The organism is Thalassobaculum sp. (genome assembly GCF_040219615.1).
In the GTDB taxonomy this organism is placed as follows: domain Bacteria; phylum Pseudomonadota; class Alphaproteobacteria; order Thalassobaculales; family Thalassobaculaceae; genus Thalassobaculum_A.
Map to the genome: position 1 here is coordinate 146097 of NZ_JAVJSE010000024.1, position 26553 is coordinate 172649.

The window sequence follows — 26553 nt, forward strand, 5'->3', positions numbered from 1 at the left end:
CAGCGCGAGAGCCGGATGCGCCAAAGGGCCCAGGACCTCGCCGCGAGCCTGCCACCGCTTCTGGTGGCGGCCCGGCGCGTCGCCGCGACCGTCGCACCCGGCGCCCACGGCCGGCGCCGGGCCGGGCCGGGCGAGGCATTCTGGCAGTTCCGTCCCTACCAGACCTTCGACGCCGCCCGGATGATCGACTGGCGGCGGTCGGCGCGCGGGTCGACCGTCTATGTCCGGGAACGCGAGTTCGAGACTGCGCAGACCGTCTATCTCTGGCGCGACGCCTCGCCGTCGATGCGCTGGCGCTCGGACCGCGGCCTGCCGGAGAAACGCGAGCATGCCGACCTGCTGACCCTGGCCCTGGCGATCCTGCTGATCGGCGCCGGCGAGCGGGTCGCCCTGCTCGGCGAATCGCTGCGGCCGCGCAGCGGCCAGCCGGCCATCGAGCCGATCGCCGAACTGCTGGCCACCACCCGAGACGGCGGCGGTTCCCTGCCGGTTTACGAACCGTTGCCGCGGCACGCCACGGTCGTGCTGATCGGCGACCTGCTGGACCCGCTGCACGAGCTGTCGGCGGTCGTGCAACGCTGGTCGGCCGAGGGGGTGGGCGGCCATATGCTGCAGGTCGTCGATCCGGCCGAAGAGGCGTTTCCGTATCGCGGGCGGGTCCGTTTCGAAGGCCTGGAGTCGGAAGCACCGCACCTGCTCGGCCGGGCCGAGCAGGTGTCCGCGGAATACCAGGACCGGCTGGCCGTGCATCGGGCGGGCCTGGCCGACCTGGCACGCCAGACCGGATGGACGTTCGCCGTGCATGGCACCGACCGATCGGCGGAGAGCGCGCTGCTGGCGCTGTTCGCGGTGATCGGCGACCGGTTCGCGTGAGGAGCGCCCGATGCTGACCCTCGGCCCGCTGGCCTTCGCCGTCCCCTGGGCTCTGGCCGCCCTGGTCGGGCTGCCGGTGCTGTGGTGGCTGCTGCGGGTGATTCCGCCGGCCCCGCGCCGGGTCGCGTTCCCGGCGATCCGCCTGCTCGCGGGCCTGCATCCGCGCGAGGACACGCCGCACCACACGCCCTGGTGGCTGCTGCTGCTGCGGCTGGCGATCGCCGCCCTGGTGATCCTGGCCGTGGCCCGCCCGCTGTTCCCGTCCGGCACCGCCGTGCCGGAGGGCGGCCCGATCGTGCTGGCGATCGACGACGGCTGGTCCACCGGCCGCGACTTCGAATCGCGGCGCCAGCGCGCGCTGCGGATACTCGACCAGGCCGAACGCGAGAACCGGCCGGTCGCGCTGCTGACCACCGCCGCCCGCCGGCCCGGCGAGGCCCGCGAGATCGAGCTCGCCGCCGCCGCGCGCGTCAAGGCCGCGGTCGGCGCCCTGGAACCGCGGCCGTGGCGGCTCGACGCGCCGGCCGCGACCGCGCTGCTCGACCGGCTGTCGCTGCCGGACGGCGGGGTAGCCATGTGGATCCGCAGCGAGGAGTCGGCACCGGGTACCGCCGAACTGACCGCCCGTCTGCAGCAGGTCGGGCGGCTGGTCGTCATCGACGCCTCCGACGGCGGGCCGGTCTGGCTCGACACCCCGGCGTCGGCGCCCGATTCCCTGACCGCGACGGTCCGGCGCCTGCCCGGCGGCGGCGAGACTCCGGTGGCGCTGAGGGCGGTCACCGAGGACGATCGGGTGCTGGCCCGGGTGGCCGGCGGCTTCGACGCCGGCGCCGATCAGGCGACCCTGTCGATCGTGCTGCCGACCGAGCTGCGCAACGAGGTCGCGCGTATCGAGGTCGAGGGCCAGTCGACGGCGGCCGCCAGCTTCCTGGTCGACGAGCGGTTCCGGCGGCGCCCGGTCGGCCTGCTGTCGGCCCGCGAGTTCGAGGGTGCGCAGCCGCTGCTCGACGAACTGTACTACCTGGACCGGGCGCTTGCCCCGTTCACCGAGATCCGGCGTGGCGACCTCGCGACCCTGCTCGACCGGGAGCTGGCGGTGCTGGTCATGGCCGACGTCGGCAGCCTGCCGTTCGGACAGCGCGAGGCCCTCGACGCGTGGATCGGCCGCGGCGGCGTCGCCGTGCGGTTCGCCGGGCCACGCCTGGCGGCCGCCGGCGTCGAGAAAGGCACGCTCGGCCCCGAGGACATGGTGCCGGTCCGGCTGCGGCGCGGCGACCGCACCCTCGGTGGCGCCCTGTCCTGGTCGCGCCCGGCCTCGCTGGCACCGTTCGCCGAGGACAGCCCGTTCCATGGCCTGGACGTTCCGCCGGACGTGACGGTGTCGCGCCAGGTTCTGGCCGAGCCGGCGATCGATCTCGGCGAGAAGACCTGGGCGCGGCTCGGCGACGGCACCCCGATCGTGACCGCCGAGCGCCGGGGCGACGGCTGGCTGGTCCTGGTGCACACGACCGCCAACGCCGACTGGAGCAATCTGCCGCTGAGCGGGCTGTTCGTGGAGATGCTGCGCCGGATGGTGGCGCTGAGCCAGGGCGTCGGCGGCACCTCCGAGCGGGCGATGCCGCCGCTCTCCATACTCGACGGCTTCGGCCGGCTCGGCCCGGTGCCGGCCGGCGCCGATGCGCTGCCGCCGACCGCGGCGCGCACCGCGCCGGTCCAGGTCGGGCCGCGACATCCGCCGGGCTTCTACGGCACCGATTCGTCGCGCGAGGCCCTCAATCTCGGCCCGGCCCTAACCGGCCTCGGCGGTCGTGCCGCCTTGCCGGCCGGGATCGAGGTCCAGGCCCTGGACGCCGGCCGCGACCTGGAGCTGCAGGGCTGGCTGCTCGCCGTCGCCCTGCTGCTGGCGCTGGCCGACACCATCGTCGCCCTGGCCCTGCGCGGACTGCTGCCGACCGCACGGGCCGCGACCGGCGCCATGCTGGCACTCGCCCTGTTGTCCGCGGCACCCGGGACCGCCCGGGCGCAGCAGCCGAGCGGGACACCGGCCGATCCGGAGCGGTTCGCGCTCGAGGCCTCGACCGAGACCCGGCTCGCCTATGTGCTGACCGGCGACAGCTGGGTCGACGGGATCAGCCGCGACGGCCTGACCGGCCTGACCGATACCCTGACCCGGCGCACCGCCGTCGAGCCCGCCGAGCCCTACGGCATCGACCTGGAGATCGACGAGCTGGCGTTCTTCCCGCTGCTGTACTGGCCGATCACCGACTCGCAGCCGCGGCTGTCGGAGCAGGCGGTCGCCCGGGTCAACGTCTACATGCGCAACGGCGGCGTGATCCTGTTCGACACCCGCGACCGCTACCAGATCGTCACCCCCGGCGCGCGCGGCGGTCCCGGCATGCAGCGGCTGATCGACATCAGCCGCGACCTGGAGATCCCGCCGTTGGCGCCGGTGTCGCCGGACCACGTGCTGACCCGGACCTTCTACCTGATGCACGAGTTCCCGGGCCGCTATGCCGGCGGCACGGTCTGGCTGGAGGACGGCGCCGGCAACCCGGGCAGCGAGGTCAGCCCGGCCCTGGTGGGAAGCCATGACTGGGCCGCCGCCTGGGCCCGCGACAACCTCGGCCGGTTCCGGTTCCCGGTGGTGCCGGGCGGCGAGATCCAGCGCGAGATGGCGTTCCGGTTCGGGGTGAACCTCGTGATGTACGCGCTGACCGGCAACTACAAGGCCGACCAGGTCCATGTGCCGTCGATCCTGGAAAGGCTCGGCCAATGATCCCCGACGCCATCGACATCGCCTTCGGGCCGCTGCTGCCGTGGCCGGCGATCGCGGTCCTGGCGGCGGCCGCCGCCCTGCTGGCCGGCCTGGTGCTGTGGCGCCGCGCCCGCGGCGGCTGGTGGCGGACCCTGGCGCTGGCCCTGCTGGTGCTGGCGCTCGCCAATCCGTCGATCGTCGCCGAGCGCCGGGAGCCGCGGTCGGACGTGGTGGTGGTCGCGGTCGACCGCAGCGCCAGCCAGGAGATCGGCGAGCGCCCGGCGCGCACCGAGGCGGCGCTCCAGGAACTGGACGCCAGGCTGGCGCGGATGCCCGACCTGGTCGTCGAACGCGTCGTGGTGTCCAGCCGCGGCCTGTCCGGCGCCGAGGAAGGCACCCGGCTGATGGCGGCGGTCCGCGAGGCGCTGGCCGACGTGCCCGAGCACCGTCTGGCCGGGATCATCGCCATCACCGACGGCCAGGTGCACGACGTCGAGGCGGCGATGGCGGCCGAGCAGCCGGCCGGCCCGTTCCACGTCCTGCTGACCGGCGAGCGCGGCGAGCAGGACCGCCGCCTGCGGATCGTGCGGGCGCCGAGCTTCGGCATGGTCGACAAGACCGTCACGGTGACCCTGGAGGTGATCGACCCGGCGGCGCCGACCGGATCCGCGACCACCGTCCTGATGGGAATCGACGGCGCCGAGGCGATCCCGCTGGCGGTCCCGGTCAACCAGGAGCATTCGGTCGAGGTGCCGATCAGGCACGGCGGCCAGACCATCCTCGAATTCGCGGCCGAGCCCGGCACCCGGGAACTGGTGCTGGACAACAACCGTGCGGTGATCGCGGTCAACGGCGTGCGCGACCGCCTGCGGGTGCTGCTGGTGTCGGGCGAGCCGCACGCCGGCGAGCGTACCTGGCGCGACATCCTGAAGTCCGACCCGTCGGTCGACCTGGTGCATTTCACCATCCTGCGGCCGCCGGAAAAGCAGGACGGCACGCCGATCCGCGAGCTGTCGCTGATCGCCTTCCCGATCCGCGAGCTGTTCGAGCTGAAGCTGGCGGACTTCGACCTGATCATCTTCGACCGCTACCGGCGGCGCGGCGTGCTGCCCCGCATGTACATGCAGAACATCGCCGAATACGTCCGCAACGGCGGCGCGCTGCTGGAGGCCTCGGGACCGACCTTCGCCAGCCGCCTCAGCCTGGCGCGCACGCCGATCGGCGACGTGCTGCCGGCGCAGCCGACCGGCGGCATCGTCGAGCAGGGCTTCCGGCCGCGGGTCACCGCGCTCGGCAACCGCCACCCGGTCACCGCCGAGCTGGCGGGCGCCGGGGCCGACGGCGGCGAGCCGACCTGGGGCCGCTGGTTCCGCCAGATCGAGGCGCGCGACGTGCGCGGCAACGTGGTGATGTCCGGCGACGCCGAACGGCCGCTGCTGGTGCTCGACCGGGTCGGCGAGGGCCGGGTCGCGCATCTGCTGTCGGATCACCTGTGGCTGTGGAGCCGCGGCTACGAGGGCGGCGGGCCGCAGGCCGAGCTGCTGCGGCGGACCGCGCACTGGCTGATGCGCGAGCCGGACCTGGAGGAGGACGTCCTGCGGGCGTTCGCGCGCGGCGACCAGCTGGAGATCGACCGGCGCACCCTGGAGGGCGACCTGCCGCCGGTGCGGATCGAGCTGCCGGACGGCAGCAGCCGCGAGGTCGCGTTGGAGGAACTGGGTCCGGGACACGGGACCGCCACCCTGCAGGTCGACCGCCCCGGCCTGTACCGGCTGAGCGACGGCGTGCGCACCGCCCTGGTCGCGGTCGGCGCCCTCAACCCGGTCGAGCTGTCCGACGTCGCCGCCACCGAGGACCGGCTGCGGCCGCTGAGCCAGGCGACCGGCGGCGGCCTGCAGTGGATCGGCGAGGACGGCGTGCCGGCGCTGCGCCGGGTGTCGGCCGACCGCGCCGCCGCCGGGCGCGGCTGGTTCGGGCTCAGGGCCAACGGCGACTACGTGGTGACCGGCGTTCTGACGATCCCGGCCCTGCCGGCGGCGCTGGCCCTGCTGCTGCTGCTCGGCGGCCTGCTGATGACCTGGCGCCGCGAGGGCGACTGACCGGTCAGCGGCCGGGTTCGTCCCGATCGGGCTCGTCCCAGTACGGCCGGTCGGTGAAGGTCTCGACCGCGAAGTCGATGAAGGCGCGGACCTTGGCGGCCAGCGGCCGGCCCGGCGGATACACAGCGTACAGCGCCACCGCCCGCGGCTCGTGGTCCGGCAGCACCTGGACCAGGGTCCCGTCCTGCAGATAGGGGCACAGGATGAAGGTCGGCATGTGCACGATGCCGAGGCTGGCCGCCGCCATCCGCGACAGCGAGTCGCCGTTGTTGGCGATCATCCGGGGGTGGTAGCGGTGCTGGTAGACCCCGTCGGCGCCGTCCAGGGTCCATACGGTTCCGCCGGTGCTGAGGCTGTAGCCGAGGCAGGAATGATCCTGCAGGTCGCCTGGTGTCGCGGGGGTTCCCCGACGCTCCAGATAGGCCGGCGACGCCGCCAGGATGCGCCGGACCGGCGCCAGCCGGCGGGCGATCAGCGGCGAGTCGGCGAGTTCGGCGATCCGCAGCGCGACGTCGTAGCCCTCCTCCACCATGTCGACGATGCGGTCGTTCAGGACCAGTTCCACCGACAGGCCGGGATACCGTTCCATCAGGGCCGGCAGATGCTGCGCCAGATGCAGCTGGCCGAACGACACCCCGGTGGTGATCCTCAGCAGGCCGGACGGGTCGGTCTGCATGGAACCGGCCTCCTGCTCGGCCGCCTCGGCCTCGGCGATGATGCGCTGGCAGCGTTCGTACAGGCGGGCGCCAGCCTCGGTCAGGGCCAGCCGGCGGGTGCTGCGGTTCAGCAGCCGGGTGCCCAGCCTGTCCTCGAGGCGGGCGACCTGCTTGGACACCGCCGACTTCGACAGCCCGAGCCGGATCGCCGCCTTCGAGAAGCTGCCCTCGTCCACGACCCGGGCGAAGCTGGCCATGGCGGACAGGTTGTCGAGCATGATTGTTTCCCACAAGAAACTATATGTCCAAATAATCGGCCTTCTGGCGACTGAAGGCAACGATTAGATGAGCCTCAGTCCATTCGATCCAGACGGCAACCCCGACCCGAACCGGGTCAGGCCGATCCGGACGCAACAGAACGAGGCGCGACCATGAGCAAGATTCTTGTGCTGTACTACTCGACCTGGGGTCATGTGGAGACCATGGCCCGGGCGGTCGAGAAGGGTGCGGCCGGCGTGCCGGGTACCGAGGTGACGGTGAAGCGGGTGCCGGAGCTGATGCCGGAGGAGGTCACGACCCGGATGAAGGCCAAGGTCGATCAGGCGGCGCCGATCGCCGATCCGCTGGAGCTGGCCGACTACGACGCGGTCATCTTCGGGACCCCGACCCGGTTCGGGAACATGGCGGCGCAGATGCGCAACTTCCTGGACCAGACCGGCGCGCTGTGGGCCAAGGGCGCCCTGGTCGGCAAGGTCGGCAGCGTGTTCGCCTCGACCGGCACCGGCGGCGGCAACGAGACCACCATCACCTCGTTCCACCACACCCTGATGCATCACGGCATGGTCGTGGTCGGCCTGCCCTATGCCGCGCCGCAGCTCGCCGACATCAGCGAGGTCAAGGGTGGCTCGCCCTATGGCGCCGCCACCATCGCCGGCGGCGACGGCAGCCGTCAGCCCTCCGAGAAGGAACTGGCACTCGCCGAGTTCCAGGGCGCGCATGTCGCCCGCATCGCCACCAAGCTGGCCGCCGCCTGAGACGCGCGGCCGGCGGTCAAGGAGACCGACTATGATCGACGTTCGTCCATTCGACAGCCTCGGGCGGTTCAACATCGACTGGCTGGCCGCCCGTCATCACTTCAGCTTCGGCCACTACAACGACCCGCAGCGCATGGGCTTCGGCGCCCTGCGGGTGTGGAACGACGACACCATCAGGCCGGGCACCGGCTTCGACCCGCACCCGCACCGCGACATGGAGATCATCACCTATGTCCGGAAGGGCGCGATCACCCACCGCGACCGGCTCGGCAACGAGGGCCGTACCGAGGCCGGCGACGTGCAGGTGATGTCGGCCGGCACCGGGATCGTGCACGCCGAGTACAACCTCGAGGACGACGACACGCAGATCTTCCAGATCTGGATCCTGCCGTCCGGCAACGGCTTCGAGCCGCGCTGGGAGGCCCGCAGCTTCCCGAAGGGCGACCGGGCCGGTGAGCTGGTGGTGCTGGCGTCGGGCCGCGAAGGTGACGAGGATGCGCTGCGGATCAACCAGGACGCCGCGGTGATCGGCGCCACCGTCAAGGCCGGGCAGAGCGTCACCCACCGCCTGGCCAAGGGCCGCAAGGCCTATCTGGTGGCGGCGACCGGGTCGATCACGGTGAACGGCCAGGCCGCCAACGCCCGCGACGGCGTGGCGATCGCCGACGAGGACTACATCGAGGTCCACGCCACCGAGGATGCCGAGATCGTGCTGGTCGACGTGCCCTGACCGCCGGGGCTTCGGCCGGGAATCGCGGAGCGGCGGCGCTTACCGGTCGCCGCTTTCGCCTTCCCGCCCGTCGGCCTCCTGCGCCATGCGCAGCCACGAGGACACCACGATGCCGGCGTCCTCGGAATCGAACTTCACGCGGGTTCCGCCGTCATCCAGGCCGACCACATGGCCCGGCAGCGACAGGCCCGACGCGGCGTGCCGCACCGTGACTGTCTCTCCGACCGCGGCCGACACCCCGGGCATCAGCCGGATTCCGCCGGCCGACACGTTGTCGAGAACGCATTCGACGGTCCCGCCGGCCACGTCGACCTCGACCTGCGCCGACACCGGATAGCGCGGGTACCGCCGCCGCTCGGCGTCGCGTTGAGAATTCGAGAAGATCCGCTTGAGCCAGCGCACACCGCGCTCCCTATCACCGGCATTCGGCGATCACTTTAGGCGTTTCGCCGACACGACGCGAGCCGTCCGGCTTTTCGGCCGGCGCCGTGTCTGATAATGAAGGGCGATGAAGATCGGTCCGATACCGCTCCGTCGGCGGTCGTAGGGGGGAGTCGATGTCGGCGGAAGCGATGGAGTCCGAGTTCTACTCGGACGACGAGAAGGATGCTCTGCACATCCTTCCATTGGCGATCATCCCGCTCAAGACACCGGGCCTGCGGCGGCCGCGTCTGATCAAGAACGCGCGCTTCGAGACCGTGGTCGAGCTGTTCCGCGACGCCCGCTCGGGCTCCGGCCAGATCGACATTGCCGGGCTGTCGGACTTCTTCGACGCGTCCGACGCCACCTTCATCGAGGACCGGGTGATCATCGAGGCGCTGGCGGAGGCGCCCAGCTTCGACGTGTACTCGCTGCGTCTCACCCTGCGCTCGCACAACCTCAAGGTCGACGAGGCCGAGCATCTGCGGCTGTCCGGGAAGATGCAGGAGAAGCTGACCGGCTACATGCGGGTGTTCACCCGCCCGCTGGTCGCCAAGGTGTTCGGCGACGACACCCGCGACATCTCCTCGGCCGCCCAGATCATCGACATGTTCCGCGAGGTCGACCGCGAGGAGGCGCTGCGCCGGATCAAGGCGATCTCCGACGCGCTCGGCCTCGACATCGAGCAGATCCCGGGCTTCCTCGAGGACTACGGCGACATCTTCCTGTCGCTCAGTTACTTCAAGCGCTACCTCGACCAGCTCCGACCGGATTTCGAGGTGTTCAAGGCCTGGATGCAGGAGGGCATCGTCCAGTCGCATCTGCGGCACAATCGCGACGCCATGCGGGCCTGCGAGGTCGTGACCTCCAACGTCGACGAGGCCATTCGCTTCGTGCTGTCGCGGTTCCAGGCGTTCGACGAGACCAGCAAGGAGTTCTGGAAGGACCTGTCGCGCGAGCGCTACGGCGTGCTGCGGCAGCTGATCCAGAGCCACCACCACACGGTCGGCGGCATCCTGTGCGGACTGTCGGTCAAGCTCGAGCGCTGGCACACCGACTTCCCGACTGCCACCGGCAGCCCGAACAAGCGGGTCGACTTCCTGCTGGCCGAGATGGTGCCGGGGCTCGAGAAGATCCGGGCCCTGGAGAAGTCGGCGCCGCGGCTGGGGTAGACAGCCAATTCGAGATGCCGAGGCGGTGTGTGGGTCCCGGAGCCGGCGGCTCGCGCCGCCCCTCCGGGATGACGGAGGAGAATTGATCGTCGTCCCGGAGGGGACGCGTCAGCGTCCGGCTCCGGGACCCACGGGAAGACGGGCCTGACGGGCGATGTCAGCCTCCCTCCACCGTCACCCCGGCGATCCGGTCGAACGCCCCCGCCCCGATGCGCGCCGCCACCGCCTCGATGTCGCGGCCGACCTGGCGGTCGTGCTCGAAGAACTCGGCGACGTTGCGCACCTCGGCCACCGCCTCGGCCAGCGCCGGCGACGTCGCCAGCGGCCGGCGCAGGTCGACGCCCTGGGCGGCGCAGAGCAGCTCGACCGCCACGATCCGCCGCAGGTTGGCGGCCATCGCCAGCAGCCGCCGCGCCCCGTGGGTCGCCATCGAGACGTGGTCCTCCTGGTTGGCCGAGGTCGGCAGGCTGTCGATGCTGGCCGGCGACGCCAGCAGCTTGGTCTCGGACTGCAGGGCGGCGGCCGTCACCTGGGCGATCATGAAGCCGGAGTTGATGCCCGGCTCGGCCACCAGGAACGGCGGCAGGGTCGAGATGTTGACGTCCATCAGCATCGCCGTGCGGCGCTCCGACAGCGCGCCGATCTCGGACGCCGCGATGGCGATCTGGTCGGCCGCGAACGCCACCGGCTCGGCATGGAAGTTGCCCCCCGACATCACCTCGCCGGTGTCGCTGAACACCAGCGGGTTGTCGGACACCGCGTTGGCCTCGGCCGCCAGCCGCCCGGCGGCGAACCGCAGGTGGTCCAGCACCGCACCCATGACCTGCGGCTGGCAGCGCAGCGAATACGGGTCCTGCACCCGGTCGCACTCCAGGTGCGAGTTCCGGATCGCCGAGCCGTGCAGCAGCCGGCGGTACACCGCCGCGGTCTCGGCCTGGCCGGGATGGGCGCGCAGCGCGTGGATGCGGGCGTCGAACGGGGTGTCCGAGCCCATGGCGGCGTCGACCGTCATCGCGCCCGCCACCAGGGCGGCGTTGAACACCCGCTCGATCTCGAACAGCCCGGCCAGCGCCAGCGCGGTCGACACCTGGGTACCGTTCAGCAGCGCCAGCCCCTCCTTGGGCGCCAGTTCGACCGCCGTCAGCCCGGCCGCCTGCAGGGCCGCCTCGCCGTGCAGCGGCCGGCCGTCCTGCACCGCGTCGCCCTCGCCGATCAGCACCGCCGACATGTGGGCGAGCGGCGCCAGGTCGCCGGAGGCGCCGACCGAGCCCTGGCCGGGGATCACCGGCAGCACGCCCCTGTTGGCCAGGGTCAGCAGCGCGTCGATCACCTCGCCGCGGATGCCGGAATGGCCGCGCCCCAGGCCGTTGGCCTTCAGCGCCAGGATCAGGAACACGATGTCGCCGGCCAGCGGGTCGCCGACCCCGGCGCAGTGCGAGCGCACCAACGCCTTCTGCAGGTCGGCCAGCCGGTCGGCCGGGATGGTCTTCTGCGCCAGCTTCCCGAAGCCGGTGTTGACCCCGTAGACCACCTTGCCCGAGGCGATCACCCGGGCGACGGTCGCTGCGGAATCGGCGATCGCCTCGCGCGCCGCCGGGTCCAGGGCGAGGGTCGGCCGCTCGCGGTACAGCCGCCGCAGGTCGCCGAGCGCCAGCTCGCCGGGGGTTATCGTCAGGCCAGCCATCACGCACCTCCCAGGAACGGCAGGTCGAGCTGATGCTCGCGCGCGCACTCGACCGCGATGTCGTAGCCGGCGTCGGCGTGGCGCATGACGCCGGTCGCGGGATCGTTCCACAGCACCCGCTCCAGCCGCCTGGCCGCCGCGTCGGTGCCGTCGCACACGATCACCATGCCGGCGTGCTGCGAGTAGCCGATGCCGACGCCGCCGCCGTGGTGGATCGACACCCAGGTGGCGCCCGAGGCGCAGTTCAGCAGGGCGTTCAGCAACGGCCAGTCGGCGACCGCGTCGGAACCGTCCCGCATCGCCTCGGTCTCGCGGTTCGGACTGGCCACCGAGCCGGAGTCCAGGTGGTCGCGGCCGATCACCACCGGGCCGATCTCGCCCTTGGCGACCATCTCGTTGAAGGCGAGGCCCAGGCGGTCGCGCTGGCCGAGGCCGACCCAGCAGATCCGGCTCGGCAGGCCCTGGAAGCTGATGCGCTCGCGCGCCATGTCGAGCCAGTTGTGCAGGTGCGGATCGTCCGGGATCAGCTCCTTCACCTTGGCGTCGGTGCGGTAGATGTCCTCGGGGTCGCCGGACAGCGCCGCCCAGCGGAACGGCCCGACGCCGCGGCAGAACAGCGGCCGGATGTAGGCCGGCACGAAGCCCGGGAAGTCGAAGGCGTCGGCGACGCCCTCGTCGAGCGCGACCTGCCGCAGGTTGTTGCCGTAGTCGAGGGTCGGGATGCCCTGGTGCCAGAAGTCGAGCATCGCCCTGACGTGCACCGCCATCGACTTCTTGGCCGCCTTGGCGATCGCGTCGGGATCGGTCTCGCGCGCCCGCTCGGCCTGGTCGAGGGTCCAGCCGGCCGGCAGGTAGCCGTTGATCGGGTCGTGGGCGCTGGTCTGGTCGGTCACCACGTCCGGCTTCACGCCGCGGCGCACCAGCTCCGGGTAGACCTCGGCGGCGTTGCCCAGCAGGCCGACCGACACCGCCTCGCCCCTGGCGCAGGCGTCGTTCACGATGGCCAGCGCCTCGTCCAGGCTGTCGGCCTTGCGGTCCAGGTAGCGGGTCTCCAGCCGCCGCTCGATCCGGCTCGGCTGGCACTCGACCGCGATCATCGAGGCGCCGGCCATGGTGGCGGCCAGCGGCTGGGCGCCGCCCATGCCGCCGAGGCCGGCGGTCAGGATCCACCTGCCCTTCAGGCTGCCGCCGAAATGCCGGCGCCCGACCTCGACGAAGGTCTCGTAGGTGCCCTGCACGATGCCCTGGCTGCCGATGTAGATCCAGGACCCGGCGGTCATCTGGCCGTACATCATCAGGCCCTTGCGGTCGAGCTCGTGGAAATGCTCCCAGGTCGCCCACTTGCCGACCAGGTTGGAGTTGGCGATCAGCACCCGTGGCGCGTCCGGGTGGGTGCGGAACACGCCGACCGGCTTGCCGGACTGCACCAGCAGGGTCTGGTCGTCCTCCAGGCGCTTCAGGGCCGCCACGATGCGGTCGTAGCTCGACCAGTCGCGGGCCGCCCGGCCGATGCCGCCGTAGACCACCAGGCCCTCCGGCTTCTCCGCGACCTCCGGGTCCAGGTTGTTCATCAGCATCCGCATCGCCGCCTCGGTCTGCCAGCTCCTGGCGGTGATCTCGGGGCCGCGCGCGGCGCGGATCCTGCGGGCGTTGTCGAGACGGTTGTCGGCGGTCATGGGCGGTCCTCCTTGACGGGCGCCACGTCGAAGGCGGCGCCGAGACGGTAGCGGTCGGCCGGGTGCCACAGCCAGGCACGCGAGACGACGCGGTTCGAGAGAGCGGTGCGGCGGTGCAGCAGCAGGCAGGGCGCGCCGATCCGCATGCCGAGCGCGCAGCGGATCCGGTCCGGCGGCATCGCCGCCTCCACCACATGCTCGACATGCGGGGTCGGCGCCACCCGCGTCAGGTATTCGTTCGGGGTGATGCGGGCGAAGTCCTGGGCCAGGTAGTCGGGCGCTGCCGCCGGGTTCACGTAGCGGTCCTCGAACTGGACGGCGTGGCCGCCCTCGAAATGCACGATCGCCGAATGGAACGCCCGGTCGCCGACCGCCACCCCGAGGGCCGCGGCGACGGTCGCGCCGGCGGAGACCGCCGCGAGTTCCCGGACTTCCGCCCGGTACTCATGCCCGCGCGCACGGATCTCGTCGGCGATGTTGCGCAGCTCCATCAGTTCGGACTGCGGGCGCGCGTCGGCCACGAAGGTCCCGAGCCCCTGGACCCGCCGCAGCACGCCCTCGGCGGCGAGCTCGCGCAGCGCCCGGTTGGCGGTCATGCGGCTGACCCCCAGCTCGGCGACCAGCTCGTTCTCCGACGGCGTCCGGTCGTCCGGCCGGAGTTCGCCCGAACCGATGCGATCGACCAGCCAGTCCTTGACGGCCTGATAGCGGGGAACGGCGGCTTCGCTCACGGAACGGACAACTCCCGGCATCTGAAGTCCGGACATCATGCTTGTATATACAAGATTCCTGCAACCGGATTCTTCACGCCCGGCTTTCGCGGGTCCGGCGGCGATGGCATAACCGCCGCTCCCAGCGAGGAAGAGCCATGGCCATCATCGCGCTGCGCGGGATCACCCGCCGATTTGCCAGCACCGAGGCGCTCGCGCCGGTTGACCTGACGGTCGAGGACGGCCGGTTCGTGGCGCTGGTCGGACCGTCCGGCTGCGGCAAGTCGACCCTGCTGCGGCTGGTCGCCGGGCTCGACCGTCCGACCGCCGGCACGGTGTCCGTCGACGGCCGCCCGGTCGACCGTCCCGGCCCGGAGCGCGGCGTGGTGTTCCAGCAGCCGGCGCTGTTCCCCTGGCTCGACGTCGCCGCCAACATCCGCTTCGGCCTGGACGAGGCCGGCATGCCGCGGGCCGAGGCCGACCGCCGGGTCGCGGACTGGATCGACGCCGTCGGCCTGCAGGGGTTCGAGCGCGCCCTGCCCGCCCAGTTGTCCGGCGGCATGGCGCAGCGTGCGGCCCTGGCCCGGGCGCTGGCGCCGGCCCCCGGCACCCTGCTGCTGGACGAGCCGTTCGGCGCGCTCGACCGGATCACCCGCAACGAGATGCAGGATCTGCTGGTGCGGGTCCGGCAGGCGACGCCGGCGACCGTGCTGCTGGTCACCCACGATGTCGAGGAGGCGGTCTACCTGGCCGACCGGGTGATCGTGCTGTCGCCGCGGCCCGGCCGGATCGTCGCCGACCTGACGGTCGAGCTGCCGGCCCGCAGGATCCGCACCGATCCCGGCTTCGTCGCCACCCGTGTCCGGGTCGAGGACGCACTCGGCGCGGCCATGGCGTGAGGGCGACTTTGGCCAATTGCCGTCGCCCGTCGCTCCGTGGGTTCCGGAGCCGGGCGCTCGCGCGCCCCCTCCGGAATGACGAGAGTGGGGGTGCGCCGCCCTTCCATTGTCATCCCGGAGGGTCCCGGATCTGGTCCGGGACGGCTCCGGGACCCACCGAGCGACGGGCGGCGCAGCGGATCGAAGCGATCCCGCGACCACCCGAATTCTCTCCTGTCCCGGTAGCGCCGGGAGAGCAGGAAATTCCCCGGCGAAGCCGGTGACGCCCGGTCGCCGCCTGCGAACAATTGGCCAAAGCCGAGCTGAGCTCGACTTTGCGCAACCTGCGGCGACACCACCGCCGGTGTGCGGGCACTGCGGACGCCCCCCATTGACGTCATCCCGGATCGGGCCGCCGACGGCGGCACGGAGCCGGGACCCACGAAACGGCGGACGGTGACGCGGGTACCGCGATCCGCCGCGATCGGATAGAGAGGGGATGAAAAAGACCCGAACCCACCGCTCGCCGGCGCGTCCGATGCCGGCCGGGGAGGCACCGTGAACACGTCGACATCCGGGACCGCGTCGAGCGGGCTGCTCGGCAACGCCTATGTCCTGCTGATCTTCACAACGCTCAGCTGGGGCGGCAACGCGATCGCCGGCCGGATCGCGGTAGGCGAGATCTCGCCGCTGCTGCTGACCACCATGCGCTGGGTCGGCGTGGCGATCCTGATCGCGCTGTTCGCGCGGCGGGCGGTGGCCGAGGCCTGGCCGGTGCTGCGGTCGCGGCTCGGCTTCCTGGCCGCCCTCGGCGCCCTCGGCTTCACCGCCTTCAACGCGCTGTTCTACCTGGCGGCGCAGTCCACCGTGGCGATCAACATCGGCATCATCCAGGGCGCCATCCCGGTGTTCGTGATGATCGGCGCCTACATCGTGTTCCGCACCCCGGTGACGGTCGTGCAGGTGGCGGGCGTCGCGGTCACCATGGTCGGCGTCGCCCTGGTCGCCTCGCATGGCGACCTGTCGATGCTGGCGACCCTGGCCTTCGCCGACGGCGACCTGCTGATGATCCTCGCCTGCGCCCTGTATGCCGGCTACACGGTGGCGCTGCGCCGGCGACCGGCGGTGTCGGGGCTGGCGATGTTCTCGGTGCTGGCGATCGCCGCCCTGGTCAGTTCCCTGCCGCTGCCGGTGATCGAGGCGGTCTCCGGGACGCTGATCTGGCCGAGCGCGGTGGGCTGGGCGGTGCTGGCCTATGTCGTGGTATTCCCGTCCTTCGTGGCGCAGATCTGCTTCCTGCGGGCGGTCGACCTGATCGGGCCGGCCCGCGCCGGGCTGTTCGTCAACCTGGTGCCGATCTTCGCCGCCGGCCTCGGTGTGGTGGTGCTCGGCGAGCAGTTCCAGGTCCATCACGGACTCGCCCTCGGCTTCGTGCTGGGCGGCATCTGGCTGGCGGAGCGGCGGCGCGCCTAGGGAGCGGCCACCCAGCGGCGCGCTTCCTCGATGTCGTCGAAGCTGCGGCGTTCCAGGTCGTCCGGGCGCTCGCCCGACGACTGCCAGAGCCGCAGGATCAGGTGGTTGGCATCGCCCCGGAACACGGCCGCGATCCGGAACGGCCCAGCCGCCCCTGGGCTTGCGACCGACGCCGGGACGTGGCTCGCCCCCTCCTCGTCATAGGCGCGGACCCGGGTCATGTCCTCGATACGGTAGGCACTGAGGTCGGCGCGACGCAGGTCCCAGAGCAGGCCGCGCTTGCCGGCCCGGATCTCGCGCCACGAGATGTCGTCCAGGATCGCCACGATGGCGTCCGCCACCAGCCGGCCGGCAAACTCGATCTCGACATGGGTCGACCGCCGGTCGACGGCGTAGCGATACTCCATGGCCGCATTCTCGCCGAGCCGCAGCGAACCGTCCGTCGACGGTGTTGCACGCGGCCGACCCGGTCAAGCCCGGCGTCGCGTCAGGCCCTGGCCCGGCCGCGAGCCAGCGCCTGGCGGATCTCGTCGTAGAAGATCTCGCCCAGCACGAAGCCGGTGACGGCGACGATCGCCAGGATCTGGGTGACCGTGATGTGGCTGCCGAGAATGAAGTAGGCCAGCAGGGCGGCGATCACCGGTTTCAGGAAGAACAGGTAGTTGCCGCGCGCCGGGTCCGGCACGTGACCGAGGCCCCAGAGCCACAGGATGAAGCCGATGCAGGTGTTCCAGATGCCGAGGGTGACGAGCGCCCAGGCCTGGCCCGGCGGCCGGTCGAACAGGGTCAGCGGGTCGACCCAGATCCCCCAGGCCACCCCGCAGACGACCCACAGGAACGGCGCCCCGAGCGCGAAGGTGTAGGTGGTCATGCGGATCGCGCCGTAGGTTTTGATGTAGGGCCGCACCAGCACCAGGTAGAAGGCGCCGATGAACGCGCAGCCGAGCGCCAGGAGGATGCCGGGCAGGGTGTCGATCTCGCCCTCCACCTTGTGCAGCACGCCGTCGGTCAGCAGGAACAGGCAGCCCAGGAAGGCGCCGATGCCGGATACGATCTTCGGCGCCGTGACCGGCGTGCCCTCGACTATCCGGGCGACGAACACCACGAAGATCGGCATGGTCGTGACCAGGGTCGCGACCTGCACCACCGAGGCATAGTCCAGCGCCCAGTGGAACAGGAACTGGCCGAGCGTCATGCCGAAGATCGACAGGCCGATCACCGGCACCGGATCCTGGCGCAGCGGCGTGATCAGGTCGCGGCTGCCGCGCTGCGACAGCGCCACCAGCACCAGCGCGAGCCCGCCGAGGGTGAAGCGCCAGACCGAGACCTCGGCCCCGGCGAGGCCGGTCAGCTTCACCACGAACTCGCTGGAGGCATGGCCGCAGACCCCGGCGAAGGCCGCGAGATAGGCCAGCCAGACCATGGTCCGACTCATGCCGGCATCCGTGGCGCTCCCGGAACTGCTCACGATCTTCCTCCCATATTCCGTTGCCTAGCAGACTATCCCGTAGCGGCGGTTCCGCAAGACCGGGCCGACGGTTTCCCGTCGAGCGTCATCAGATCGTCGCTTACGTCGCCGGCACTTCGCGTTTAGGATCAGCACCATGAGGCGATACCGCTGTACCAAGATCGTGGCCACCCTCGGCCCGGCAAGCTCCACGGAAGAGAGCATCCGCGCGCTGTTCGAGGCAGGCGTGGACGTCTTCCGCTTCAACTTCAGCCACGGCACCCATGCCGACCATCAGGCGCGCTTCGACATCGTGCGCGGCCTGGAGGCCGAAACCGGCCGGCCGATCTCGGTAATGGCCGACCTGCAGGGGCCGAAGCTTAGGGTCGGGACCTTTCCGGGCGGGCCGATCCGCCTGGAGACCGGTGCCCGCTTCCGGCTGGAACTGAAGCAGGCCCCCGGCACGGCGGAGCGGGCGACCCTGCCGCATCCCGAGATCTTCGCGGCCATAGGGCCCGGCACCGACCTGTTGCTGGACGACGGCAAGGTGCGGCTGCGGGTCGTCAAGTGCGGCAAGGACTTCGCCGATACCGAGGTGATCACCGGCGGGCCGCTGTCGGACCGCAAGGGCGTGAACGTGCCGAACGCGGTGCTGCCGCTCTCGGCGCTGACCGACAAGGACCGCAAGGACCTGCGCTTCGCCCTCGACATGGGGGCCGACTGGATCGCACTGAGCTTCGTGCAGCGTCCCGAGGACGTGGCCGAGGCGCGGCGGCTGATCGCAGGGCGGGCGGCGGTGCTGGTCAAGCTCGAGAAGCCGGCCGGGATCGACCAGCTCGACGCGATCGTCGAGATTTCCGACGCCGTGATGGTGGCGCGCGGCGACCTCGGCGTCGAGTTGCCGCCGGAGCGGGTGCCGCCGCTGCAGAAGCGGATCGTGAGAACCTGCCGGGCCATGGGCAAGCCGGTGATCGTCGCCACCCAGATGCTGGATTCCATGGTCGCCGCACCTGCCCCGACCCGTGCCGAGGCGTCCGACGTGGCGACCGCGGTGTACGATTCGGCCGACGCCGTCATGCTGTCGGCCGAGACCGCCTCGGGGGAGTACCCGATCGAAGCCGTGGTGATGATGAACAAGATCATCACCAACGTCGAAAGCGACTCCTACTACCTGGCGCATGTGCACGCCGAGCACCCGACGCCCGAGGGCACGGTGTCGGACGCCATCACCCTGGCGGCCCGCGAGGTCGCCGAGAGCATCAAGGCGCGCTGCATCATCACCTACACCACCTCCGGGTCGACCACCCTGCGCGCCTCGCGCGAGCGCCCGACGGTGCCGATCCTGTGCATCACCTCCAGCCTCGCGACCGCCCGCCGGCTGGCCATGGCGTGGGGCGTCCACGCGGTCCACATGGCCGAGGAGCAGCGGTTCTCCGCCGTGGTCCAGCGCGCCACCGAGATCGCCAAGCGCGACGAGTTCGGCGACAGCGGCGACAAGGTGGTGATCACCGCCGGAGTCCCGATGGGCACCCCGGGATCGACCAACGTGCTGCGCGTCGAGCGGATTCCGTAAGCGTCCTGCGACCGGTCACTCCGTGGGTTCCGGATCGGTCCCGCCGGTGGCGGTCCCGTCCGGAATGACGACTGAGTAAAAGTCGGGCCCCGCATTTCTGTCGTCATTCCGGACGGGCGCGCAACGGCGTGACCGATCCGGAACCCACGGCGCGACGTGACCCACCGGCTGGCCCCATGGGTTTCGCAGCCAGTGGCTCTACGCCCGGCCGCCCCGCCTCCGCATCCTGCGCGCCAATCAACGAGGCCTTGTGGAGAACCCGCCATGTCCCAGTCCGTCGCCGCCAGGCGCGCCGCGTTCCGTAAACTTCACGAGAGCGGCTGCTTCGTCATTCCCAACCCCTGGGACGTCGGCTCGGCGGTCATGCTGCAGCAGCTCGGCTTCAAGGCGCTGGCGTCGACCAGCGCCGGCATGGCCTGGATGCTCGGCCGGCCCGACAACGGGGTGACCCGCGACGACGTGCTGGCCCATCTGCGCGATCTGGTCGCCGCCGTCGACCTGCCGGTCAACGCCGACTACGAGAACGCCTTCGCCGACGATCCGGACGGGGTCGCCGCCAGCATCGCGGCGGCGTGCGACACCGGGATCGCCGGGGTCTCGATCGAGGACTCGACCGGCAGGCCGGACGCCCCGCTCTACGACTTCGACCTCGCGGTGGCCCGGGTCGCGGCGGCCCGCGCCGCAATCGACCGGACCGGCGGCGACGTGCTGCTGACCGCGCGCTCCGAGGGTTTCCTGGTCGGCCGGCCGGACCTGGACGAGACCGTCCGCCGCCTGAAGGCGTTCTCGGCGGCCGGCGCCGACTGCCTGTATGCCCCCGGCATCGGCGAGGACGCGCAGATCGCCGCGGTCGTGCAGGCGGTGGCGCCGAAGCCGGTGAACATCCTGACCATGGGCCGGCCGGTGGCCGAGCTGGCCGCGCTCGGCGCACGCCGGATCAGCGTCGGCGGCGCCCTCGCCCGTGCCGCCTATGGCGGGTTCCTGCGCGCCGCCCGCGAGATCGCCGGCGACGGCACCTTCGCCGCCCTGAAGGAGGGCGCGCCGGGCCGCGAACTCAACGGCTTCTTCGCCGACCGCAGGGACCGGCGCGGCTGACCGAATGCCCGCCGGCCGGGAAGTAGTCGTTTTCCCGGTTGAATTGTCGCCGCCGATGACGACCATGACCCTTCCGCCCGCAGTCCGCCCGCGTTGCTGGAGTCGTCCATGGCCGCCCGAGACACCGAGATCCTGATCGTCGTCGACGTGCAGAACGACTTCTGCCCGGGCGGCGCGCTGGCGGTCCCGGAAGGCGACGCGGTGGTGCCCGTCGTCAACCGGCTGGCCGGCCGCTTCGCGCACCGGATCCTGACCCAGGACTGGCATCCGGCCGGCCACTCGTCCTTCGCCACCTCGCACGACGGCAGGGCACCGTTCGAGACCGCCGAGATGCCCTACGGCACCCAGGTGCTGTGGCCCGACCACTGTGTGCAGGGCTCGGCCGGGGCGGCGTTCCACCCGGACCTGCAGGTCGACGGGGCCGACCTGATCATCCGCAAGGGCTTCCGGTCGGCGATCGACTCCTATTCGGCGTTCTTCGAGAACGACAGGAAGACCCCGACCGGGCTGGCCGGCTACCTGCGCGACCGCGGCTTCGACACGGTCGTGATGGCCGGGCTGGCGACCGATTTCTGCGTCGCCTACTCCGCCCTCGACGCCCGCCGGCTCGGCTTCGCCACCACCGTGGTCGTCGACGCCTGCCGGGGCATCGACCTGAACGGCTCGCTGGACGCAGCGCTGAAGGAGATGGCGGCGGCCGGGGTGGCGCTCTCGCAAGCCGCGACACTGTAGCGCGGTTCACACGGGACGAGGGCATCCCCACCTATGGCGGGAACGAGGGTGGCCGCGCGCGGTTGTCGCGACGGTGCCGTACCGCCATGCCGGGCCCGGCAATCCAGGTGGACGCTCGCCCTCGAGAGGAGTCCCGACATGCCCTGCGTGTTCCTGCTGTTCAATACCCAACACTCCCGCCTGCTCGAGGCCGCGCAGGAGTTGGCCTACGCCGCCGCGGCGGAGAACGACGACTGGACCGATCAGTTGTACAGGTTCCGGCGATCCCTGGTTCACCACGATCGGATGGAGCGCGAGGTTCTGCGCGAGCTCGGCGCCCGGACCGCTCCCGACGAACTGAGCGCGGCGTTCGACCAGGTCATGGCGAGCCGGAACGGCGCGACCGCGGAAGCGGTCGCCGCCGCCGCGCGCAAGATCGGCCGGATCATCGAGGATCATGCGCTCGCCCAGGAGACCGGCCTGTTCCCGACCCTCACCGAACGCCACCCCCTGACCCTGCGCCACCAGTTGGGCACCCGTTACTTCCTCAGCGGCAAGAACCGCTGGCAGGACGAGGGCGCGTCGCCGGCCGCGGCCTGAGCGCCGCTGGCCGGCGGGAGCGACGACCGCCCCCGCCGGTATCGGAATCGCGGCGACCCGACGCTATTCGGCCGCCACCTGCGCAGCATCGGCGCCGGCGTCGAGCGCCTGGGTCAGGTCGGCCAGGATATCCTCGATGTTCTCGATGCCGACCGACAGCCGGACGTAACCGTCGGAGACGCCGGTGGCGAGCTGGTCCTCGGGCGACAGTTGGCTGTGGGTGGTGGTCGCCGGGTGGATCGCCAGCGATCGCGCGTCGCCGATATTGGCGACGTGGTAGAACAGCTTCAGCCGGTCGATGAACCCGCGGCCGGCATCCTTGCCGCCCTTGATCTCGAAGCCGACCAGCCCGCCGTAGCCGCCCTTCAGGTAGGTGTCGGCACGGCGCCGCGCCTCGCCGTCCTGCAGCCCCGGGAAGATCACCTTCTCGACCGACGGATGGCCCTGCAGGAAGTCGGCGACCTTGGCGGCGTTCTCGCAATGCGCCTTCATCCGCAGCGCCAGGGTCTCGAGGCCCTGGATGGTCTGGAAGGCGTTGAACGGGCTCTGGGCCGAGCCGAGGTCGCGCAGCAGGGTGGTGCGCGCCTTGATGATGTAGGCGACCGGGCCGAGCGGCTTGACCGCCTCGGTCCAGACCGCCCCGTGATAGCTCGGGTCCGGGGTGTTCAGGGCCGGCTGGCGCTCCTTGAAGTCCTCCCACGGGAAGTTGCCGCCGTCGACGATCAGCCCGCCGATCGAGGTTCCGTGGCCGCCGATATACTTCGTGGTCGAGTACACGATGACCGCGGCACCGTGGTCGAACGGCCGGCACAGCAGCGGGGCGGCGGTGTTGTCGACGATCAGCGGGATCCCGAAGCCGCGGCCGAGATCGGCGACCTCCCTGATCGGGAACACCTGCAGTTTCGGGTTCGGCAGGGTCTCGGCGTAGTAGGCGCGGGTGCGCTTGTCGGTGGCGCGGGCGAAGTTCTCGGGGTCCGCCGGGTCGACGAACCGGACCTCGATGCCCTGGTCCTTCAGGGTGTTGGCGAACAGGTTCCAGGTCCCGCCGTACAGGTCGGTCGAACTGACGACGTTGTCGCCGGCCTTGGCCAGGTTCTGGATGGCGAAGGCGCTGGCCGCCTGGCCCGACGCCACGGCGAGTGCGGCGACTCCGCCCTCGATCGCCGCGATCCGCTGCTCCAGCACGTCGCAGGTCGGGTTCATGATGCGGGTGTAGATGTTCCCCAGTTCCTTCAGCGCGAACAGGTTGGCGGCGTGCTCGGTGTCGCGGAACTGGTAGGACGTGGTCTGGTAGATCGGCACGGCGACGGCGCCGGTCGCCGGGTCGGCGCGGTAGCCGGCATGCAGGGCCAGGGTCTCGGGGTTCTTCGACGTGGTCATCGGTCGCTCCGTTTTAGCGGCTGCCGGCCGTCCCGATACCGGGACGGCGGGCGTGGTTGGAAGGACCAAACGCAGCCACCGCGCGGAAAGGCCGGAACCCGCGAGCCGTGCGGGCAATGAAAAACCCGCCACGAGCTCGCGGCGGGTTCCGACCCGACCGCCGCTTTAGCTGCATTTGTAACGCGCCCGCAAGCTGGAGGCTCAAATCGGCGCGGTAACCCGAGGGAACATCGCCGGCGCGGCGCTGTCAAGCGACGGGTCGCAGGGACGGGGATCGAATGGCCGTTCCAGCCGCACCCGACCAAGGTCGCGAGCCGTGGAGTTTCGGCTACAACCAACCGGAATACGGACTATATTCTGGTCATAAGTTTGAAAGGCGCCGACCATGAAGCTATCGGACAGGGTCACGTCGGTGAGCGAGTTCAAGACCACCGCGCCGAGAGTCATCCGCGAGTTGGCGGAGCACCGGGAACCCGTGCTCATAACGTCGCATGGCAAGGCGAAAGCGGTCATCCAGGACATCGACTCCTACGAGCGGACGCAGGAGACTCTGGCCCTCCTGTCGATGCTGACCAGGACCGACAAGGACGTCCGTGAGGGCGAGACCCGGCCTCTCAAGGACGCGTTCTCGAGTGTCCGTGATCGGGTCAAGAAGTAGCGGTCCCGATGGCCTACGCCGTCGAGCTGGCCGCGGACGCCGAACGCGACCTGGAGGATATCCATGGCTATGTGGCCGGCCGGGACTCGCAGGAGGTGGCGGACCGCCTGCTCGATCGGCTTGAGGAAGCATGCGCCGAACTGTCATCCCTGCCCGCCCGCGGCACTGTTCCGGTCGAGCTCAGGGATCTCGGCATCACCGAGTTCCGGGAACTCCACCTGTCGCCTTACCGCGTGATCTATCGCATCTTCGAGGTCGATCGGAGGGTCGTCGTCTACGGAGTCTTCGACGGTCGACGCGACATGCAGACCCAGCTCCGGTATCGGCTCCTGCGACCCTAGGCGCGGTCCGACCCCGGGCGAATGACGACGCTGGCGGTGTGCCCCCTGCCGCATCCGTCGGCTGCGACACCCGTCGGTCGATCCTGAAACAGCCCTACAGTCCACCCCGGCCTAGAGATATCCCGCACTCGCCCGAGGGAGCCCCACATGCGCCGCCCGAACATCCTGATCCTGATGGTCGACCAGCTGAACGGGACGCTGTTCCCGGACGGGCCGGCGGCGTTCCTGCACGCCCCGAACCTGCGGGCGCTGGCCGGGCGCTCGACCCGGTTCGCCAACGCCTACACCGCCAGCCCGCTGTGCGCGCCGGGGCGGGCGTCGTTCATGAGCGGGCAGCTGCCGTCGCGCACCCGGGTCTACGACAACGCCGCCGAGTTCGCCTCCGACATCCCGACCTACGCCCACCACCTGCGGCGCGCCGGCTACCAGACCTGCCTGTCCGGCAAGATGCACTTCGTCGGCCCGGACCAGTTGCACGGCCTGGAGGAGCGCCTGACGACCGACATCTACCCGGCGGATTTCGGCTGGACCCCGGACTACCGCAAGCCGGGCGAGCGCATCGACTGGTGGTACCACAACCTCGGCTCGGTCACCGGCGCCGGCACCGCCGAGATCAGCAACCAGATGGAATACGACGACGAGGTCGCCTACCACGCCGAGCGCAAGCTGTACGACCTGGCGCGCGGCAGGGACGACCGGCCGTGGTGCCTGACCGTCAGCTTCACCCACCCGCACGACCCGTATGTGGCGCGCCGGCGGTTCTGGGACCTGTACGAGGACTGCCCGGAGCTCGAGCCGACGGTGCCGGCGATCCCCTACGAGGACCAGGACCCGCACTCGCAGCGCCTGTACCTGGCCAGCGACTACAAGTCGTTCGACATCACGCCAGAGAACGTCCGCCGCTCGCGCCGGGCCTACTACGCCAACATCTCCTATCTCGACGAGAAGATCGGCGCGCTGCTGGACGTGCTGGACCGCACCCGGATGCGCGACGACACCGTGGTGGTGTTCCTGTCCGACCACGGTGACATGCTCGGCGAGCGCGGGCTGTGGTTCAAGATGAGCTTCTACGAGGGCTCGGCACGGGTGCCGCTGATGGTCTCGGCCCCCGGCCTGCCTGCCGGCCGGGTGGCGGCGCCGGTCTCGACCCTCGACGTGGTCCCGACACTGGCGGCGCTGGCCGGCATCGACCTCGGCGAGGTGCTGCCCTGGACCGAGGGCCGCGACCTGACGGCCCTGGCCCAGGGGGGCGAGCGCGGCGCGCCGGTGCTGATGGAATACGCCGCCGAGGGCTCCTACGCGCCGATGGTGTCGGTCCGCGACGGCCGCTGGAAGTACAATCACTGCGACCTCGACCCGCCGCAGCTGTTCGACCTGGAGAACGACCCGCGTGAGCTGAACAACCTGGCGGCCGACCCGGCCCATGCCGCGACCGCCGCCGGCTTCGCGGCCCTGGTGCGCGCGCGCTGGGACACCGCCCGCTTCGACGAAGAGGTGCGCCAGAGCCAGGCCCGGCGCTGGGTGGTGTACGAGGCGCTGCGCAACGGGTCCTACTACCCCTGGGACTACCAGCCGCTGCAGCGCGCCTCCGAGCGCTACATGCGTAACCATATGGACCTGAACGTACTTGAGGAGACGCAGCGCTTCCCGCGCGGGGAATGACCGGGGTCCGCGCGGCGGGTGGCTTCCGGAGCCAGGCGCTCACGCGCCTCCTCCGGAATGACGAAGTGGGTGTGGCTGTCACGTCTTCGTTCGTCATCCCGGAGGGGCCGCGCGTGCGGCCGGCTCCGGGACCCACGGTCCGATGAACGAAGGGGATCGCCCGAGTGAGCCTGGACGACCTGCTGACCCGGATCCGCGCCTGCCGCCACTGCGCGGCGCACCTGCCGCTCGGGCCGCGGCCGGTGCTGGTGGTGCGCCCCACGGCCCGCATCCTGATTGTCGGCCAGGCGCCGGGAACCAAGGTGCACGAGAGCGGCATCCCCTGGAACGACCGCTCCGGCGACCGGCTGCGCGAGTGGATGGGGATCGACCGCGAGACCTTCTACGACGCCGACCGGATCGCCATCGTGCCCATGGGGTTCTGCTATCCCGGCGTGCTGGCGAACGGCGGCGACGCCCCGCCGCGCCCGGAATGCGCGCCGCTGTGGCACGACCCGGTGCTGCAGCACCTGCCGAATGTCGACCTGGTGATCCTGGCCGGCATGTACGCCCAGGCCCGCTACCTCGGGAAGGCCCGCAGGAAGACCCTCACCGAGACCGTGGCGGCGTGGCGCGACTACGGCCCGCGCTACCTGCCGCTGCCGCACCCGTCATGGCGGTCGATGAACATCGAGCGCAGGAACCCGTGGCTGCGCGCCGAACTGATCCCGGAGTTGCAGGCCCGGGTCGCGGCACTACTCGGTAGTGCCGGCCCGGCCGGAGATGGCGGATAGCGCCCGTCGCGCCGTGGATCCCGGAGCCGGCTGCTCGCGCAGCCCCTCCGGGATGACGAAATGGGGGTTGGAGGCGGGAGGAAAGACGGCCGAATCCTCCCCGACTTCGTCATTCCGGAGGGGACGCGCGAGCGTCCGGCTCCGGAACCCACC

Annotated in this window: 24 protein-coding genes and 1 riboswitch; of the genes, 16 read left to right on the forward strand and 8 right to left on the reverse strand. The window is 71.2% G+C overall.

Going from position 1 to position 26553, the window contains the following annotated elements; translation table 11 throughout:
- The first annotated feature begins 15 nt into the window (after positions 1-15).
- Genes RIC31_RS14030 through RIC31_RS14040 form a run of 3 tightly spaced genes read left to right on the forward strand, consistent with a single transcriptional unit; the run spans position 16 to position 5727 of the window.
- Positions 16-873, forward strand: coding sequence for a DUF58 domain-containing protein (locus tag RIC31_RS14030; RefSeq protein ID WP_350108488.1), 858 nt, complete (start codon positions 16-18; stop codon positions 871-873).
- Between the two features lie 10 nt (positions 874-883).
- A complete protein-coding gene (locus RIC31_RS14035) occupies positions 884-3649 on the forward strand; it encodes a DUF4159 domain-containing protein (RefSeq protein ID WP_350108491.1) in 2766 nt (921 codons plus the stop codon).
- On the forward strand, positions 3646-5727 hold the full coding sequence (locus RIC31_RS14040; protein WP_350108494.1) for a hypothetical protein: 2082 nt from the start codon (positions 3646-3648) through the stop codon (positions 5725-5727). Before RIC31_RS14035 ends, RIC31_RS14040 begins: the two co-directional genes overlap by 4 nt.
- Positions 5728-5731: 4 nt before the next feature.
- On the opposite strand, the gene RIC31_RS14045 is transcribed toward RIC31_RS14040, so the two are convergent.
- A complete protein-coding gene (locus RIC31_RS14045) occupies positions 5732-6661 on the reverse strand; it encodes a LysR family transcriptional regulator (RefSeq protein WP_350108497.1) in 930 nt (309 codons plus the stop codon).
- A 153-nt stretch (positions 6662-6814) separates the two neighbouring features.
- On the opposite strand from RIC31_RS14045, the gene wrbA reads away from it, so the two are divergent.
- Both wrbA and RIC31_RS14055 read left to right on the forward strand, forming a co-directional pair.
- Positions 6815-7417, forward strand: coding sequence for an NAD(P)H:quinone oxidoreductase (gene wrbA / locus RIC31_RS14050; protein WP_350108500.1), 603 nt, complete (start codon positions 6815-6817; stop codon positions 7415-7417).
- Positions 7418-7448: 31 nt separating this feature from the next.
- Positions 7449-8147 (forward strand): pirin family protein, encoded by a 699-nt coding sequence (locus RIC31_RS14055; protein ID WP_350108503.1) that lies wholly within the window; start codon positions 7449-7451, stop codon positions 8145-8147.
- 39 nt (positions 8148-8186) lie between these two features.
- Here the strand turns inward: RIC31_RS14055 and RIC31_RS14060 are convergent, their stop codons facing one another.
- Complete coding sequence (locus tag RIC31_RS14060; protein WP_350108506.1) at positions 8187-8549, reverse strand: PilZ domain-containing protein; 363 nt, start codon at positions 8547-8549, stop codon at positions 8187-8189.
- Positions 8550-8704: 155 nt separating this feature from the next.
- Between RIC31_RS14060 and RIC31_RS14065 the strand changes: the two genes are divergently transcribed.
- A complete protein-coding gene (locus RIC31_RS14065) occupies positions 8705-9739 on the forward strand; it encodes a hypothetical protein (protein WP_350108508.1) in 1035 nt (344 codons plus the stop codon).
- 157 nt (positions 9740-9896) lie between these two features.
- Here the strand turns inward: RIC31_RS14065 and hutH are convergent, their stop codons facing one another.
- The 3 genes from hutH to hutC are packed head-to-tail and all read right to left on the reverse strand — an operon-like array spanning position 9897 to position 13830.
- Positions 9897-11426, reverse strand: a complete 1530-nt coding sequence (gene hutH / locus RIC31_RS14070; protein WP_502990126.1) for a histidine ammonia-lyase — start codon at positions 11424-11426, stop codon at positions 9897-9899.
- Positions 11423-13099: a urocanate hydratase gene (hutU, locus tag RIC31_RS14075; RefSeq protein WP_350108514.1), complete on the reverse strand. Its 1677-nt coding sequence runs from the start codon at positions 13097-13099 to the stop codon at positions 11423-11425. Before hutU ends, hutH begins: the two co-directional genes overlap by 4 nt.
- Complete coding sequence (gene hutC, locus RIC31_RS14080) at positions 13096-13830, reverse strand: histidine utilization transcriptional repressor HutC (RefSeq protein WP_350108517.1); 735 nt, start codon at positions 13828-13830, stop codon at positions 13096-13098. Before hutC ends, hutU begins: the two co-directional genes overlap by 4 nt.
- 137 nt (positions 13831-13967) lie before the next feature.
- Here hutC and RIC31_RS14085 point away from each other — a divergent pair, with 137 nt between their 5' ends.
- Both RIC31_RS14085 and RIC31_RS14090 read left to right on the forward strand, forming a co-directional pair.
- The gene (locus RIC31_RS14085) at positions 13968-14708 is read left to right on the forward strand and encodes an ABC transporter ATP-binding protein (RefSeq protein ID WP_350108520.1); all 741 of its coding nucleotides are present in this window, start codon (positions 13968-13970) and stop codon (positions 14706-14708) included.
- A gap of 537 nt (positions 14709-15245) precedes the next feature.
- Positions 15246-16160 carry a DMT family transporter gene (locus RIC31_RS14090; RefSeq protein WP_350108522.1) on the forward strand — a complete coding sequence of 305 codons (915 nt, stop codon included), beginning with the start codon at positions 15246-15248 and terminating at the stop codon, positions 16158-16160.
- On the opposite strand, the gene RIC31_RS14095 is transcribed toward RIC31_RS14090, so the two are convergent.
- The gene (locus RIC31_RS14095) at positions 16157-16567 is read right to left on the reverse strand and encodes a hypothetical protein (RefSeq protein ID WP_350108525.1); all 411 of its coding nucleotides are present in this window, start codon (positions 16565-16567) and stop codon (positions 16157-16159) included. The genes RIC31_RS14090 and RIC31_RS14095 overlap by 4 nt on opposite strands.
- Positions 16568-16647: 80 nt before the next feature.
- Positions 16648-17595 (reverse strand): DMT family transporter, encoded by a 948-nt coding sequence (locus RIC31_RS14100; RefSeq protein WP_350108528.1) that lies wholly within the window; start codon positions 17593-17595, stop codon positions 16648-16650.
- A gap of 169 nt (positions 17596-17764) precedes the next feature.
- On the opposite strand from RIC31_RS14100, the gene pyk reads away from it, so the two are divergent.
- The 4 genes from pyk (at position 17765) to RIC31_RS14120 (ending at position 21586) form a co-directional block, all read left to right on the forward strand.
- Positions 17765-19180, forward strand: a complete 1416-nt coding sequence (pyk, locus tag RIC31_RS14105) for a pyruvate kinase (protein ID WP_350108531.1) — start codon at positions 17765-17767, stop codon at positions 19178-19180.
- A gap of 264 nt (positions 19181-19444) precedes the next feature.
- Positions 19445-20275: an isocitrate lyase/PEP mutase family protein gene (locus tag RIC31_RS14110; RefSeq protein ID WP_350108534.1), complete on the forward strand. Its 831-nt coding sequence runs from the start codon at positions 19445-19447 to the stop codon at positions 20273-20275.
- A gap of 108 nt (positions 20276-20383) precedes the next feature.
- The gene (pncA, locus tag RIC31_RS14115) at positions 20384-21007 is read left to right on the forward strand and encodes a bifunctional nicotinamidase/pyrazinamidase (RefSeq protein ID WP_350108537.1); all 624 of its coding nucleotides are present in this window, start codon (positions 20384-20386) and stop codon (positions 21005-21007) included.
- Positions 21008-21145: 138 nt separating this feature from the next.
- The gene (locus RIC31_RS14120; protein ID WP_350108540.1) at positions 21146-21586 is read left to right on the forward strand and encodes a hypothetical protein; all 441 of its coding nucleotides are present in this window, start codon (positions 21146-21148) and stop codon (positions 21584-21586) included.
- A 63-nt stretch (positions 21587-21649) separates the two neighbouring features.
- On the opposite strand, the gene RIC31_RS14125 is transcribed toward RIC31_RS14120, so the two are convergent.
- The gene (locus RIC31_RS14125) at positions 21650-22966 is read right to left on the reverse strand and encodes an O-acetylhomoserine aminocarboxypropyltransferase/cysteine synthase family protein (RefSeq protein WP_350108543.1); all 1317 of its coding nucleotides are present in this window, start codon (positions 22964-22966) and stop codon (positions 21650-21652) included.
- A gap of 144 nt (positions 22967-23110) precedes the next feature.
- Positions 23111-23189: riboswitch (SAM riboswitch) on the reverse strand.
- 162 nt (positions 23190-23351) lie between these two features.
- Between RIC31_RS14125 and RIC31_RS14130 the strand changes: the two genes are divergently transcribed.
- The 4 genes from RIC31_RS14130 (at position 23352) to RIC31_RS14145 (ending at position 26400) form a co-directional block, all read left to right on the forward strand.
- On the forward strand, positions 23352-23624 hold the full coding sequence (locus RIC31_RS14130; RefSeq protein WP_350108546.1) for a type II toxin-antitoxin system Phd/YefM family antitoxin: 273 nt from the start codon (positions 23352-23354) through the stop codon (positions 23622-23624).
- Positions 23625-23632: 8 nt separating this feature from the next.
- Positions 23633-23965 (forward strand): type II toxin-antitoxin system RelE/ParE family toxin, encoded by a 333-nt coding sequence (locus RIC31_RS14135; RefSeq protein ID WP_350108549.1) that lies wholly within the window; start codon positions 23633-23635, stop codon positions 23963-23965.
- 147 nt (positions 23966-24112) lie between these two features.
- A complete protein-coding gene (betC, locus tag RIC31_RS14140) occupies positions 24113-25627 on the forward strand; it encodes a choline-sulfatase (RefSeq protein WP_350108552.1) in 1515 nt (504 codons plus the stop codon).
- 155 nt (positions 25628-25782) lie between these two features.
- Positions 25783-26400: a uracil-DNA glycosylase family protein gene (locus RIC31_RS14145; protein WP_350108565.1), complete on the forward strand. Its 618-nt coding sequence runs from the start codon at positions 25783-25785 to the stop codon at positions 26398-26400.
- Positions 26401-26553 lie beyond the last annotated feature (153 nt).

Bases quoted from the DNA above. Each gene is read 5' to 3' on its own strand.
- RIC31_RS14030 (WP_350108488.1), top strand. From the start codon at position 16: ATGCGCCAAAGGGCCCAGGACCTCGCCGCGAGCCTGCCACCGCTTCTG.
- RIC31_RS14035 (WP_350108491.1), top strand. From the start codon at position 884: ATGCTGACCCTCGGCCCGCTGGCCTTCGCCGTCCCCTGGGCTCTGGCC.
- RIC31_RS14040 (WP_350108494.1), top strand. From the start codon at position 3,646: ATGATCCCCGACGCCATCGACATCGCCTTCGGGCCGCTGCTGCCGTGG.
- RIC31_RS14045 (WP_350108497.1), bottom strand. From the start codon at position 6,661: ATGCTCGACAACCTGTCCGCCATGGCCAGCTTCGCCCGGGTCGTGGAC.
- wrbA (WP_350108500.1), top strand. From the start codon at position 6,815: ATGAGCAAGATTCTTGTGCTGTACTACTCGACCTGGGGTCATGTGGAG.
- RIC31_RS14055 (WP_350108503.1), top strand. From the start codon at position 7,449: ATGATCGACGTTCGTCCATTCGACAGCCTCGGGCGGTTCAACATCGAC.
- RIC31_RS14065 (WP_350108508.1), top strand. From the start codon at position 8,705: ATGTCGGCGGAAGCGATGGAGTCCGAGTTCTACTCGGACGACGAGAAG.
- hutU (WP_350108514.1), bottom strand. From the start codon at position 13,099: ATGACCGCCGACAACCGTCTCGACAACGCCCGCAGGATCCGCGCCGCG.
- RIC31_RS14085 (WP_350108520.1), top strand. From the start codon at position 13,968: ATGGCCATCATCGCGCTGCGCGGGATCACCCGCCGATTTGCCAGCACC.
- RIC31_RS14095 (WP_350108525.1), bottom strand. From the start codon at position 16,567: ATGGAGTATCGCTACGCCGTCGACCGGCGGTCGACCCATGTCGAGATC.
- RIC31_RS14100 (WP_350108528.1), bottom strand. From the start codon at position 17,595: ATGAGTCGGACCATGGTCTGGCTGGCCTATCTCGCGGCCTTCGCCGGG.
- pyk (WP_350108531.1), top strand. From the start codon at position 17,765: ATGAGGCGATACCGCTGTACCAAGATCGTGGCCACCCTCGGCCCGGCA.
- RIC31_RS14110 (WP_350108534.1), top strand. From the start codon at position 19,445: ATGTCCCAGTCCGTCGCCGCCAGGCGCGCCGCGTTCCGTAAACTTCAC.
- pncA (WP_350108537.1), top strand. From the start codon at position 20,384: ATGGCCGCCCGAGACACCGAGATCCTGATCGTCGTCGACGTGCAGAAC.
- RIC31_RS14120 (WP_350108540.1), top strand. From the start codon at position 21,146: ATGCCCTGCGTGTTCCTGCTGTTCAATACCCAACACTCCCGCCTGCTC.
- RIC31_RS14125 (WP_350108543.1), bottom strand. From the start codon at position 22,966: ATGACCACGTCGAAGAACCCCGAGACCCTGGCCCTGCATGCCGGCTAC.
- RIC31_RS14130 (WP_350108546.1), top strand. From the start codon at position 23,352: ATGAAGCTATCGGACAGGGTCACGTCGGTGAGCGAGTTCAAGACCACC.
- RIC31_RS14135 (WP_350108549.1), top strand. From the start codon at position 23,633: ATGGCCTACGCCGTCGAGCTGGCCGCGGACGCCGAACGCGACCTGGAG.
- betC (WP_350108552.1), top strand. From the start codon at position 24,113: ATGCGCCGCCCGAACATCCTGATCCTGATGGTCGACCAGCTGAACGGG.